The 13,690-nt window shown below is 47.3% G+C and carries 9 protein-coding genes; all 9 read right to left on the bottom strand.

Going from position 1 to position 13,690, the window contains the following annotated elements; all coding sequences use genetic code 11:
• Positions 1–14 precede the first annotated feature (14 nt).
• The gene (gene uxaC / locus NIASO_RS17370) at positions 15–1,430 is read right to left on the bottom strand and encodes a glucuronate isomerase (RefSeq protein ID WP_008588100.1); all 1,416 of its coding nucleotides are present in this window, start codon (positions 1,428–1,430) and stop codon (positions 15–17) included.
• A 123-nt stretch (positions 1,431–1,553) separates the two neighbouring features.
• Positions 1,554–3,203, bottom strand: a complete 1,650-nt coding sequence (locus tag NIASO_RS17365; RefSeq protein WP_008588099.1) for a UxaA family hydrolase — start codon at positions 3,201–3,203, stop codon at positions 1,554–1,556.
• A gap of 1 nt (position 3,204) precedes the next feature.
• A complete protein-coding gene (locus tag NIASO_RS17360; RefSeq protein ID WP_008588097.1) occupies positions 3,205–4,725 on the bottom strand; it encodes a tagaturonate reductase in 1,521 nt (506 codons plus the stop codon).
• 2 nt (positions 4,726–4,727) lie between these two features.
• Complete coding sequence (locus NIASO_RS17355; RefSeq protein WP_008588095.1) at positions 4,728–6,644, bottom strand: glycoside hydrolase family 88/105 protein; 1,917 nt, start codon at positions 6,642–6,644, stop codon at positions 4,728–4,730.
• Positions 6,645–6,650: 6 nt separating this feature from the next.
• Positions 6,651–8,294, bottom strand: coding sequence for a glycoside hydrolase family 28 protein (locus NIASO_RS17350; protein WP_008588094.1), 1,644 nt, complete (start codon positions 8,292–8,294; stop codon positions 6,651–6,653).
• A 230-nt stretch (positions 8,295–8,524) separates the two neighbouring features.
• Positions 8,525–10,147 carry a glycoside hydrolase family 43 protein gene (locus NIASO_RS17345; protein ID WP_008588092.1) on the bottom strand — a complete coding sequence of 541 codons (1,623 nt, stop codon included), beginning with the start codon at positions 10,145–10,147 and terminating at the stop codon, positions 8,525–8,527.
• A gap of 51 nt (positions 10,148–10,198) precedes the next feature.
• The gene (locus tag NIASO_RS17340) at positions 10,199–11,161 is read right to left on the bottom strand and encodes a pectinesterase family protein (RefSeq protein ID WP_008588090.1); all 963 of its coding nucleotides are present in this window, start codon (positions 11,159–11,161) and stop codon (positions 10,199–10,201) included.
• 37 nt (positions 11,162–11,198) lie between these two features.
• Positions 11,199–12,197 (bottom strand): pectinesterase family protein, encoded by a 999-nt coding sequence (locus tag NIASO_RS17335; protein ID WP_025299100.1) that lies wholly within the window; start codon positions 12,195–12,197, stop codon positions 11,199–11,201.
• A gap of 146 nt (positions 12,198–12,343) precedes the next feature.
• The gene (locus tag NIASO_RS17330) at positions 12,344–13,690 is read right to left on the bottom strand and encodes a nucleoside hydrolase-like domain-containing protein (protein WP_008588086.1); all 1,347 of its coding nucleotides are present in this window, start codon (positions 13,688–13,690) and stop codon (positions 12,344–12,346) included.

The following is a 13,690-nucleotide window of genomic DNA, read 5'->3' as shown; positions in this document are numbered from 1 at the left end:
TGAGCTATTATCTATTAACTGTTCGCTGCCCCAAATCCAAAATATTCGTTGGCATTGTTAAAACAGATATCCCGGACAATTTTTCCCGTCCATTCTATATCGCCCGGAAGTTCGCCATTTTCGATATCGTTTCCAAACAAATTACACAATATTCTTCTGAAATATTCATGCCGCGGGAACGAAAGAAAGCTCCTGGAATCGGTGAGCATCCCCACAAAATGGCTGATCAGTCCCATATTGGATAAAGCGTTCATCTGATCGATCATACCGTTCTTCTGATCCAGGAACCACCATCCGGAGCCCCACTGCACTTTTCCTGCAACGGTACCATCATTAAAGTTACCCGCCATCGTTGCAAACAACTCATTGTCGGCAGGGTTCAGATTATACAGGATGGTTTTTGCCAAACGGTTGTTCTTTTCCAGTCCGTTCAGGAATTTTGACAAGGCCCTGCCCTGCGGGAAGTCCCCGATAGAATCCCAGCCGGTATCCGGACCTAATTTTGCCAGCAGGCGCGAATTGTTGTTGCGCAAGGCTCCAACGTGGTATTGCTGTACCCATCCTTTCTCATGATCCCATTCGGCAAACCACACCAGCATAGCCGATCTGAATTGCACTTGTTCTTCTGCATTCAGCGCCTTACCGCTAAAGATCTTACTAAATATAGCTCGGATCTCCGCTTCCGTATAATCCGCCGCATCAATATATTCCAGTCCGTGATCCGATACCGAACCACCCATTTCCGCAAAGAAATCATGGCGGCTCTTTAAAGCCTGGAGGTAGGTATCCAGATCGCTGATGGAAACATTCGCCACTGCTTCTAACTTTTTAACATAAGCGGCGAAGGTTTCCGGTGCCGAAACATTCATGGCATTATCCGGGCGAAAGGCGGGGTAAACGGGTATCTCAAAACCATCCGCTTTGATCTGTTGGTGAAACTCCAGTGTATCTGCCGGATCATCTGTGGTACAAACCACTTTCACATTCATGTTGCGCAGCAGGTTGCGTACGCTGTATTCCTTGCTACTGATCTTATCAGAAACTTCTTTGTAAACAGCCGCGCCGGTATTTCCGTTTAAAATTTCGTCAATGCCAAAATAGCGTTTCAATTCCAGGTGCGTCCAATGGTACAGCGGATTCCGCATGGTGTACGGAACCGTTTCCGCCCATTTCAGAAATTTCTCTTCATCCGTTGCATCGCCGGTGACATAACGCTCGTTAACTCCATGCGTGCGCATAGCCCGCCACTTATAGTGATCGCCATAGAGCCATGCCTGGGTAATATTTTTAAATTGCGCGTCCTCCGCTATCTGCTGCGGCGGGAGGTGGCAGTGATAATCGATTATGGGCATCTGTTTGGCATAATCGTGAAAGAGGCGCTCCGCTGTTTTTGTTTCCAATAAGAAGTTGTCGTCTAAAAACTGTTTCATTTCCTGCTGACTGGTTTATATGCTGTAGCTGATTCCGATAGCTATCGGAGTGCGATCCCGCTTTCAGCGGGACAAGCTCCAACAGAGCAATTAGCGGCACTACAGCCGGTTCAATAAAAATTTCTACAGACTTACGCCTCTTTTCCAGGGGATAAAGTCATCCTGATTTAATAATACTGCTTTGGGAATTACTTCACCACTGGCGGCTTTGATGCAATACTCCAGTATTTCTTCGCCCATTTCTTCAATTGTTTTTTCTCCATCAATGATACCTCCGGTGTTGATATCTATGATATCACTCATCCTGCGCGCAAGAGACGAATTAGTGGCCAATTTAATGGTTGGGCAAACCGGGTTGCCGGTAGGCGTACCCAATCCTGTTGTAAACAAAATGAGTGTGGCGCCGGATGCTGCTTTCCCGGTGGTGGCTTCCACATCATTACCCGGTGTGCACACCAGGCTCAAACCCGGTTTGGAAGCCGGTTCCGTGTAATCCAACACGTCCACTACGGGTGAGGTGCCGCCTTTTTTTGCAGCCCCTGTACTCTTAATAGCATCCGTAATCAGTCCGTCTTTTATATTACCGGGGGAAGGATTCATGAAAAATCCCGATCCCACGCTTATGGCCTGGTCGTTGTAAGTGGTCATTAAGTGAATGAATTTACGTGCCGCCGCTTCATCAATGGTGCGGTCGATCAGTTGTTGTTCTGCCCCGCATAATTCCGGGAATTCCGCCAGCAATACTTTTGCGCCCAGTGCAGCCAAAAGATCGCTGGTATAACCTACCGCCGGGTTGGCGCTGATACCACTGAACCCATCGCTGCCGCCACATTTAACACCTACTGTCAATGCCGTCAGCGGAGCGGGTTGCCGCTCTATTTTATTTGCTTCAATCAACCCTTCAAATGTTTTGCGAATAGCGTCACTTACCAACTGCTCTTCGCTTTGTGATTGCTGTTGTTCAAAAACCAGCAACGGTTTATCAAAAGAAGGGTTTCTTAATTTAATATCTTCCAGTAATTGTTTGGTCTGCAGGTTCTGACAACCCAGGCTCAGGATCGTAACCCCCGCCACGTTGGGATGATCCGCATAAGCGGCCAGTAATTTACTCAAGGTTCCGGCATCCTGGCGGGTACCGCCGCAACCTCCCTGGTGATTCAGGAATTTAATACCATCTATATTTTTAAATAAACGCCCTCCATCATTACCTGCTCCGGCAGGAAGTGCATTGAGTGTCAGGTTGGAAAGATCCTCGTTATTTTTAAAGGCCTCAACCAAATGGTGGGTATATTTTTTATACTTGCTTGTTACGGCATAGCCTAATTCATTGTGCAACGCTTCGCGGATGACATCCAGGTTCCGGTTCTCGCAGAAAACAGTAGGCATGAACAGCCAGTAGTTAGCCGTTCCTACCTTTCCGTCGGCACGGTGATAGCCGTTAAACGTTCGGTCTTTGAACCGGGAAACATCCGGGGGCGTCCAGGTGTAATGATAGGGCCGGTATTCAAAAGGATCGGCGGCATGTTTGGTATTGGCAGTGGTCATACGCCCGCCCGCAGGTATGAACTCCTGGGCTTTGCCAACCAACACGCCATACATAATGATTTCATCGCCGGCCTGCATGTCGTTCATAAAAAACTTATGCTTTGCGGGGATATCCTCAACCAAAACGTATGATTTACCATCGTAAGTAACCTCCTGGCCTTTCTCAAGGTCCTGCAGGGCTACAATAACATTATCTTTCGGGTGAACTTTTAAAACTATTCTTTGCATTTTATTTTACCTCCATTGCTGCAAATTTATTTAATGTGGCGCCAGCCCCATCTTTAATTAACGTTAATAACCAGTATTTAGTTTGTTCCGCAAAACCGGGAATCGTGTTAAGATCCGCACCCCACAGCCCCGTTTGGGCCAGCGCAGCGCTTACCAGCGCTTCGGGATCATTTTCCTGCCATAAAGCCGCCAGCACCGCTGCCTTATCGTCATTAAGTGTAAGCGCCTTTCCGTTGTTGTTATGTACAAAATGATCGCCTTCCTTATCTGTTCTCATAAATAACAGATAAGCGGCAAAGCCCAATGCCATTGCCGTTGCTTCCTGTGCATTTTTGGTATAGAACGATTGAATCAACGGCAGGTTACGCATCTTCATTTTTGACGTAAACGCAAAGCTGATGCTGATCCATTTATGATCGAGATAGGGGTTTTTAAACCGTTCGATCACTTTATCAGCAAAGGCAAAGGATTCCTCCAGGGGGATCCCTTTTTGCTCCAGAACGACAGCTATCTCTTTTTTGGTTAATTCCTGAATATAATTTTCAAACGCTTCATCGGCCATGGCTTCTTTAACGGTCTCAAAGCCCGCCAGTATGGCCAGGCCGCAGGACAAGGTATGCGTACCGTTTAATAAGCGCAGTTTCAGTTCCCGGAACTTTTCAATATCAGGAGCGATCACCACACCCTCATCCACGCGGGCAAAGGATAGTACTTCTTTTGCTTTTTCACTTCCGGATTCTATTGCCCAGAGGCGAAAGACTTCGCTCATAAATTTCAGGTCGTCCTGGTAACCCAACAGTTCAGTAGTGGCCTTTTCATCGGCCGCTTCCAGTTTGCCCGGTACAATACGATCGACCAATGAGCTACAGCATTCATTTTTGTTTTCGATCCAGGTTATAAAATCATTGCCCAGGTTATTTTGCTGCGCCAGCTCCAGCAGGATCGCTTTTAATTTTTTGCCATTATCCACGATCAGTTCCGTAGGAACAATAACAAGTCCGGGGGCCTCCGTTCCGCCCAGCGCTTTAAAACGTTCATATAAAACAACGAGCAATTTGCCGGGGAACGATGCCGGTGGCGCATCCGTTACCTTATCGTTGCTGGAAACGATGCCCAGTTCCGTAGTGTTTGATATCACCAATTGCAGGTCCGGATTAATGGCTACTTCCAGGATCTTATTCCATTCTGTTTTCGCGGAAAGCACCCGGCTAACGGCAGCATTGATCACATACTCTTCAACCACTTTTCCATCTTCCAGGCCCCGTACACATTGTGTATACAGCCCATCCTGTGTGGCAAAAGCATCAGTACCGCCGGAGTCTGTCGATTTTACGATCACGATCCGGCCATTGAAAACTCCTTGTTTATTTGCCTTGTCTATAAAATAATCAGGTAAGCCTCTGAGCAAAACGCCGGTTCCAAACTGTAACACTTTCTCCGGAAGCCCAAACAGCTCTTCGCCGGGGATTACCATTGGGGTTTGGGAATTTATTGCTGATAAACTGGTTTTGGAAAGCTGCATTATCAATTCTTAGTTTTAATTTTTGCTTTGTTTAAAAGGAAGCGCACCCAATCCTGTGCGGCTTTATAATTTTCGTATTTAAGGGGCAGCTTCTTTCCGTCTACGTATTCATTGTAGATCCAGGGATCGCCCAGGGCGAAAACCATTCCTTTGCCGTAGGGGGCAACGGCCATTATATTCATATTCCCTGATTTCAGCACTGGCGAAGCATTTTTGTAAAGATTCAAAGAAGAAATCTCTTTTAAATACACATTTTTAGCATTCTTAAAAATAATATTACCCTGTTGTACATTTACCCTGCCCATTTCATAGTCGTTATTCTTAACCATGAGCTGGTTATCCTCATTAAACTGTATTCCGAACTTCTTTGCGAGAATATTAAAATGCTGCAGATCGCAATTGCCCGCATCATTGGCCAGCAGTGCCAGAACGCCCCCGCCTTCTACCCAATGCGCTATGGCTCCGGCGTCCGTTTCGTTCATATAGTTGGGGTGTTCGGTTTCCTTATCTGTGTCCGGGTCTACAATAATATATACCGATGCGTTTTTCAACTTTTCCGCCGTAGGCGCGGCTTTTAGCGTGGCCAGCTCAGCTCCGTATTGTTCAAAAATGTTGCCTAAAAATGAATAACCACCGTTAGAACGGTCGTTCCAGGTATAATGCCAGGATTCGGGTTTTCCCAAGGGGCCTTTCTTCCATTCGTTATTAAAATAATTATCCAGCAGTATTGTTTTGCCGGCGCCAAGGGGTATATTATTTATTAAGGCTGCCTCATCTGCCGCCAGGATAAAAGCGCCCATGCCTTTAGGATCATTCTGCACTACTTTTTCGCTCATGTAATAATTAAAGCTACCATCTCTGTAAGGTTTACCGCCCAATCCCGAAACGGAAACCGTTCCTTCCAGGTTGGTGTAACCATTATTATCCACACTGAGTTTATTTTTTACCAGGCCCTCAAAGCCTTTTTTTGCATTTGCCAGGTAAGCAGAAGAAAGGTAGCCTTTGCGCACACCCTTTGCCAGCGTATATACCAGCATTGCAGAGGCTGAAGATTCCGTATAGTTCGGTTTTTTATCCGGCAGGTTCACAATATCATACCACAACCCGGTTTTAGGATCCTGTACTTTTACAACAGCGGTAGCCAATCTTTTTAATATATCGATGAGCTGTTGTTTACCCGGATGGTTCTCAGGAAAATAATCCAGGGCATCCACCAGGGCCATACCATACCAGCCCATGGCCCGTCCCCAGAAGTTGGGCGATAATCCTGTTTTCTTGTCGGCCCATTGCTGGCTGCGGGATTCATCGTAACCATGATATAAAAGACCGGTTTTAGGATCACGGGCATTTTTTTCCATTAACACAAACTGGCGGGTAACGTCATTAAAAATCGAATCTTCACCAAACACGCTTGCGTACTCCGCGTAAAAGGGTTGTCCCATATACAGCCCGTCCAGCCACATTTGCCAGGGATATATTTTCTTATGCCAGAAGCCACCTTCCTTTGTACGGGGCTGTGTCCGCAACTGGTCTCTCAGCAGCATCACTGCTTTTTTATATTTTTCCTTTCCCGTAACCCGGTATAGCGTCAGCAATAATTTACCGTTATTAATAAAATCAATATTATGCGCTTCCGGGTTATAATCTTTAATAGCGCCGTCCTCGCTTACAAAATGATCCATGGAACGCTGAATGTAGCTGAACCATTTAGGATCGCCGGTTTGCAACCAGATGCCTTCAATGCCTTTCAGGATCACACCCTGGTCATAACTCCAACGGGAGGGTTTGCCCGGTGTTACGGAGAAAGAGTCGGGCCACAGGTGCATCGCCGTCAGCGCCATACGCTGCGCATAAGACGGTTCCTGGGCCTGCAGTTGCTGTGCCACAAGGATCAATACAATGAAAAATAACTTTCGCATAGGGATCTATTTAAAAGAAACGGCGGCCGCTGATGCTCCCAGGGTAGCCTCTACTTTATTCGTTACGTTTTTATAATCGGTATTTTGAAATCCAATATTACCAACCCCACTTCCGCTCAGGCGCAACAGGGTTTTGGCGTTATTGCTATACTTAAACTGATCAAACCGGATGTCCCGGCTGTTGATAATATCCACCACGGGGTTAGTATTGCCGGAATATACCTGCACATTTTTAAATTGAATGCCAGCGGATTCCTGGATCTCGATACCCTGCTTCGACTGGAATACCGCATTACTGATGCTGATATTCTTTACTGCCATTTCCGGCAATCCTCTTAGGAAAACCGCCCGCTGCGCTCCGTTCACATAAATATTACTTATTTGAATATTCCTGAATTGAGGCGTTGTTTCATCAACCGCCAATTTTTCCACTTTTGGCAATTCCCGCTTTTCCCCCGCCAGCGCTATCGGGTCTTTTGCCATATAGTACATATCGAACAGCACCGCATCCCCCGGGATATCCTTCATGAAAATGTCTTTTATAAAAATATTCTCAACAATACCGCCCCGGCCGCGGGTTGTTTTAAAACGCAGCCCGATATCTGATCCGATAAAAGTACAATTGCTTACATATACATTATTCACTCCGCCGCTCATTTCACTTCCTACCACAAAGCCGCCGTGCGCCGCATATACGGTACATCCTCTTATAATTACATCTTTTGTTGGCATAGCCCGCTTCCGTCCGTCTGCATCACGTCCGCTCTTCATACATAACCCGTCGTCACCCACATCAAATTTACTATTCTCAATCAGCACATTGCTGCAGCTTTCCAGGTCAATGCCATCGCCATTCTGCGCATACCAGGGGTTTTTCACAAACACATTGCGCACCGTAATATTTTTGCTCATCAGCGGATGCAGGCACCAGGCGGGAGAATTTTGAAAAGTGACGCCTTCCAGCAACACTTTATCACAGGAGGTAAGCACCACGAGGTTGGGTCTGAAAAAATCTTTTACGGATTGATAGAAGGCCGCATCCTTATCAGGCGACAGGCGGCCCGGGTCTTTCATCGCATTCCCTTTTGCATAGCTTTCTGAGGGCATCCAGGTTTTGCCGCCTTCAGCCAGCACCCCGCCGGAAGCCACCAGGTTCTTCCATTGCGATTCGGTTAATTTATCTTTTTTCACCATCCTCCAGGCATCCCCGTTCCCATCGATGATCCCGTTGCCGGTGATGGCGATATTCACCGCATTTTTCGCAGAAATGGGCGATTGATTCCTCATTTGTTCAAAGCCCTCCCAGTTGGCCTTTACCAGGGGATACTGTGTTTTATCTTTTGTGAACAATAAGGTAGCCCCCGCAGCAAGGTTCAGGTTTACATTTGATTTTAACGTCAAAGGCCCCGTTAGCCATAACCCCGGGGGAACCGCAACCACTCCACCGCCTTTAGCCGTACAGGCATCAATAGCCGCCTGAATGCTTTTGGTATTTAAGGTATAACCGTCCGGAACTGCGCCAAATTTGGTTATGGGGTAAACCGATCCGCTAAATTTAGTCTGAGCAACCTCCGGAAGCTTCCATACAGCCTGACTCCGGGCATTCAATGCGGTCAATAACAAAAAAGAGAAAAGACAATATTTTAACATCCGGCACTTTTTATTCAATAGTTACAAGCTTCGATAGTGGCTCAAGTTAACGTTAAATACTATGGTAGGGAACGGATTATAGCGATTTATTTACGCAAACGTTATCATTATAGGAAAGTACAGCAACGCAGGAAAATATTCCATCCGGGGCTTGAACGGGAGCCGTTAAAGGTGAAAAGTAAACGTGAGCAATAAGCGACAGGCGCGTACTTTTCACTTCTTATCTTTCACTATTTCGCTACCCGGAACCAATCCACATCCATAAAGCCGCTGTCATTTATTTTTGTGGGGCTGGTTATGAATAATCCCATCTTGATCCCGATCCATTTGCCGGGAACCGCCTTCAGGGCGTCGCCCGCTTTTTTGAAGTGCTCGCCATCCAGGCTATAGCTGAACCGACAGGTGGTATCCCGGTTAAATTCCAGCCGGAAATAAACGTCCCCGGTGCTTACTTTGGCAATTTCTGTTTCTATTTCGGGATTATCTTTATCAGCTCCCTTACATTTTCCATATACAATATATAACCCGTCCTTTTTTTTCTTAATGGCGATGTTATTATAACTCAGTGCCATTGTGGTAAGGCCGGCCTTTTCCCCCACTACTTTTTCATTAGGTGTAAAATGGATTTTAGTGGTGGCTGTAAACGCATCGCCCGGGAATTTCTGCAATAAAACAGCCGGGACGTTCCAAAGACTTTTGGCTTCGGGGGCCAATACCTGCGCGTACATGCGCAATACGCCTGCCTCCGGGTTCAGGAAACTCCAGGTGGCCTTTGGATTTGCCTGCCATTGCCATTGAAATCCCATTTTTTTGTCGTTGAACTCATCCGATTCTGCCGGGGTTTGCACCGGGTATGTTTTACCAACATTCGGTTTTTTAAAGGTGGCAATCGGCTCGCCAATACCATCTTTATCTATATCCCTGCCAATCACCGGCCAATCGTTGCTCCAGTGCATGGGCTGTAAATGCACCACACGGCCAATGGCGCCCTTATCCTGGAAATGCAGAAACCAATCTTCGCCGGTTGGCGTGGTTACCCAGGCTCCCTGGTGCGGACCGTTCACTGTTGATTTGCCCTGGGCCATCACCACACGCCGCTCATAGGGTCCGTACACGTTTTTACTGCGCAACACCAGTTGCCAGCCCGTAGCCACTCCGCCGGCAGGAGCAAAAATGTAGTAATAGCCATTCCTTTTATAAAACTTGGGGCCTTCTACTGTAGGATCCTGCGGGTGCCCATCAAAAACGATGGCGCCCGCATCAATAGTTTTGGTTCCTTCAGCATTCATTTCCTTTACCACAATAACGCTTTTGATGCCCGCGCGGCTGCCGGCATAACCATGCACCAGGTAGGCTTTACCATCATCATCCCAAAGCGGGCAGGGATCAATAAGTCCCGCGCCCCCTTCCACCAATACCGGGTCACTCCAGGGGCCCATGATATTTTTCGCCCTGGTTACATAAATACCAAAATCAGGATCGGGGTAATAAATGTAAAACTCATTGTTATGATACCGGATCGCCGGTGCCCATACCCCGTTACCATGCTGATTTTTGTCAAACACATCAAAAGGAGGCTGACGTTTTAAGGCATGCCCGATGATCGTCCAGTTCACCAGGTCTTTGGAATGCAATACCGGCAGGCCCGGCACCGCATCAAAACTGGAGGCGATCAAATAAAAGTCATCCCCCACGCGTATGGCATCAGGATCCGAATAATCCGCATTAATGACGGGGTTCGTATAAGTGCCATTCCCGTTATCCGGCGCCCATACTTTCGATACATAGGGTTGCTGTGCACGTAAGCATAACGATGCCAGCAGGCAACAAACGATCAGGGTATTTTTTTTCATTCCGACTACTTCTTTTTTTAATCATCCTAAAAATGCCTGTACGGCGGGCGGTTAATCTCCCACGACCCACCCACCTAAAATATTTTGTACCTGGTAAGCCGTTGCGGCTGCTTCCGTAAGCTGGTGCGCCCATTGCACCCGTTTAGCTGTGTTGGCTCCGGCGCCGCGGTTATTATATTCCGCATAGAACGTGGTTTGCTCCGCATCCGGTTTACCCCAGTTATGCCAACCTTCCGGTTTTATGATATCCGATAGATGGCACCCTATAAAAACCGTACGGGCCGAGGGTTTCCAGGGGCGGCCCAGGTAGTAGGACGCCTTCCCTGCGTCACCGGAAATATCGCACCCGATAAACACATAACCGTACTTCGACGTATCCGGCGTGCTGGCAGCGGTAAGATACTGCCCGCCTTTTTTACCATAGATCCGGCAGCGGTCAAACACGGCCGTGGCGGCGCCAAAAATAAAATCGGTCGTTCCTTCTATATAGCAATCTCTATAGTATTGCCGGCTTGCCGCTCCATTACCATAAGTATATAATGTATCCTGGAAACCGAGGAATTTGCAGTTGATGAAGCGGACCCTGTCAGACGCCACCCGCACCGCAACTGCCTGCCCTACCGGGCCTGCGCTATTTTGAAAGGTGATCTGCTCCGCCGTAAAATTATCCGCATAAATAAAAAACGATGCCGAACCACTGGTGCCGATCTCTTCACCAAACCGGTTCTTCTTGCTGGCATAATCGTCAAAGGTCAGGATCACTTTTGCTACATCCTCGCCCATAAACTTTACATTTATTTTATTAGGGGGCAGTGTAAGTTTTTCTTTATACACCCCATTTTTAATGTATACAACTGTTTGCGTTCTTCTGAGATCAGGGATGGCGTTGATTGCCTCCTGCACGGTTTTAAAATCACCGCTGCCATCCGCGGCCACTGTAAAATCAGGCTTCGACGCAAAACTGATGGCGGTAATCAACAAGCCAATAATAATCAACAGTAATTTTCGAAACATCTTATATAAATGGTAAGGGCCTTAAAAATTCTTTTTCTCAGTTTTTTGCGGGCCAGGTAAATGGTTTTAATTGCTGCAGGTACCAATCCTTTTCCCCCGGCAAAGCCGGGTTGCAGCCGGCAAAAATTGTTTCCAGATTGTACTCTTTGGCTTCCTTATCGCTTAGCTGTTTGCTCCAGGCCGCGCGTTTGGTGGCAACTGCCCCCGGGCCTGTGTTCTTATATTCTGCATAGAAGGCCGTTTTCTCATTTTCGGGGTTCCCCCAGTTTTCCCAGCCGGCGGGTGCAATGGCTGCAGGGAGTTCGCACCGGATCCATACGGTTTTGGCATGCGCGCGCCAGGGACGGCCCAGGTATATTTTACTAACCCCGTTGTCGGCAATCACTTTGCAATCCAGCAGTATATAACCGAATCGATTGCCCGGTGTGGTGCTGGCTGCAGTAAGATAAGAGTTGGATTTTTCTTTAATGGTACAATGCTGGAACACTGCAGTAGCGGGGCCAAAAATAAAATCCGTTGTTCCTTCGATATAGCAGTTCCGGAAAAGCTGGCGCGCTGTTTCACCGGCTGTAAAAATCGTATCCTGGTTCCCCAGGAATTTACAGTTCAGGAACAATGCTTTATCTGCATCCACATACAATGCCACTGCCTGCCCTACCCGCCCGGCATTGTTTTCAAACGTAATGTTCATCGCTGTAAAGCGATTGCCGGATATTTTAGCCGTATAAGAAGTAAAAGTGGTCAGCTTCCCCCGCCCGGAATAATCGCCAAAAGAAATGATTGTTTTATCCACGCTTTCGCCAATAAACGTTACGTCCGTGTTATTGGCAGGCAGTTCAATCTTTTCATTATACACTCCGTTTTTTATATACAAGGTAATCGGCGCCAGCGGGTAAACACGCATGGCATCAATAGCATCCTGTATATATTTAAAATCACCGCTGCCATCTTTGGCAACGGTAAACGTGTACTTGTATTGATGCGGGTTTGCGGTTTGCGCTTTCAAATTATAAAACGGCACTATAGCCAGTATCATAAATAGTATGAGCCCGGCAGCAATGGTCCTATTGTTTTTTCTTGCGTCGCACACTTGTACAGCAGTACATATCCGGGCTTTTTGCCGTGGTGTTGTTAAACAATTTCCTTTATGGGTCATTTTTACTTATATTTTTTGGTCCTATTTTATTGAAGTCGGGCCCAGCGCTTCGCCCAGTCCAGCAGCGCGTCGTTGCGCCATTTACTTACCGTTTTAGCCCCCTGCCAGCCCTCATCAAACAAGTTCGAACCGGCACGGTCCGAATACCAGTTATCCCCCAGCCGGTAATCAGCCGGACCGCCTTTCCCCGGCCAGGTGTTATCTACCACCAATTGTCCGCTTTGCTCCGGAAATTCCGGAATAGCGGAAGTTATCTTATAGGTCAGCACCTCCGATTGCTTGGGACAATACCGGACAACATAAGCCCCATCACCCAGATAAAAACCTTCCCATTGCTGTTCGCCAATACCCGCCTGAACCGTCATCGTAAAACAAGGCTTGTTGCTCCCCACATTCGTTTTCGGCCCTTTGAAATGAAACTCAAGCACTGAATAGATCGTTACGGTATCAGCGATAGTGGTATTCCGGTTAAAGATCGTTCTGGGGCTATGCATAATTTTTGTAAAGCTGCCACCCCAGCTTTCCTTAAACGGGTTACCGGGCGCACCATCCATCAGGTACAGCAGGGAAGGGGTATCGCCCATTTTTATGTGTCCTTTATAATAATTTTTAAAATCTTTTCCCAGGGCACCGGCCCCCTTTATGTAATTATCATAATAATTGGTATTGGTTAATTTTTCAACCGTATTGTTACGGGAAAAAAAGCCATTGTAGGATCCGTTACATTCAATAAACCACAGATCCGGAAAATTAGCAGCGATATAGGCATAGCTGTTGGCGCTCCATTTTTTATTGGGACCGCCGATCCAGTATACTTTAATTTTTGTCCGGATATCCGGGGCGTCGTGTAATGCCTGTGCCAAATCATCCAATCCGCCCCAAACCAGTATCCATAAGGATCGCGGGCTTTTCTTCCGGGCGCACTGTATGATCCAGTCAGAGCCTTCGGTGGCCGTACGATAGCCTGCATAAGGAGCAGGCCCCTGCCTGCCCTGCTTGCAAACCGTTCTCAATGCCGCAGGCGAGGGATATCCCTTTTCATTTTTCTGCAAGGCAGGCAGATCCTTTTCGTACAAATCGATCATACGTAACAATTCCTGCTTGCTTCCCTTTCCGTAGGATGGGGAGGAAACCAGCCCTTCGGTAGTAAACCGATTACTATACATCAGGAAATGGGCCATCGACTGGTTATCATCGGGGTCGGTACCGCCAATGTCTGTGCTTATGAGGAGGCGCGGTTTTTCAGGAACAGGCTGTTGTGCCGGCGCCGGACCACCCAACAACACCATAATGCCCGCCAGTACCCATCTCCTGATACTGGTTCCCGGCCCGTTAGCAACTGGCGTGGTCCAAAATATTTTATGTTTTGTCAT

Origin of the sequence: Niabella soli DSM 19437 (assembly GCF_000243115.2) — a bacterium.
GTDB classification, from domain to species: Bacteria; Bacteroidota; Bacteroidia; order Chitinophagales; family Chitinophagaceae; genus Niabella; species Niabella soli.
Note: the sequence above shows the minus strand (reverse complement) of the source record. Positions and strands in the feature narration are given on the sequence as shown.

Bases quoted from the DNA above. Each gene is read 5' to 3' on its own strand.
- uxaC (WP_008588100.1), bottom strand. From the start codon at position 1,430: ATGAAACAGTTTTTAGACGACAACTTCTTATTGGAAACAAAAACAGCG.
- NIASO_RS17365 (WP_008588099.1), bottom strand. From the start codon at position 3,203: ATGCAAAGAATAGTTTTAAAAGTTCACCCGAAAGATAATGTTATTGTA.
- NIASO_RS17360 (WP_008588097.1), bottom strand. From the start codon at position 4,725: ATGCAGCTTTCCAAAACCAGTTTATCAGCAATAAATTCCCAAACCCCA.
- NIASO_RS17355 (WP_008588095.1), bottom strand. From the start codon at position 6,644: ATGCGAAAGTTATTTTTCATTGTATTGATCCTTGTGGCACAGCAACTG.
- NIASO_RS17350 (WP_008588094.1), bottom strand. From the start codon at position 8,294: ATGTTAAAATATTGTCTTTTCTCTTTTTTGTTATTGACCGCATTGAAT.
- NIASO_RS17345 (WP_008588092.1), bottom strand. From the start codon at position 10,147: ATGAAAAAAAATACCCTGATCGTTTGTTGCCTGCTGGCATCGTTATGC.
- NIASO_RS17340 (WP_008588090.1), bottom strand. From the start codon at position 11,161: ATGTTTCGAAAATTACTGTTGATTATTATTGGCTTGTTGATTACCGCC.
- NIASO_RS17335 (WP_025299100.1), bottom strand. From the start codon at position 12,197: ATGATACTGGCTATAGTGCCGTTTTATAATTTGAAAGCGCAAACCGCA.
- NIASO_RS17330 (WP_008588086.1), bottom strand. From the start codon at position 13,690: ATGACAAAACATAAAATATTTTGGACCACGCCAGTTGCTAACGGGCCG.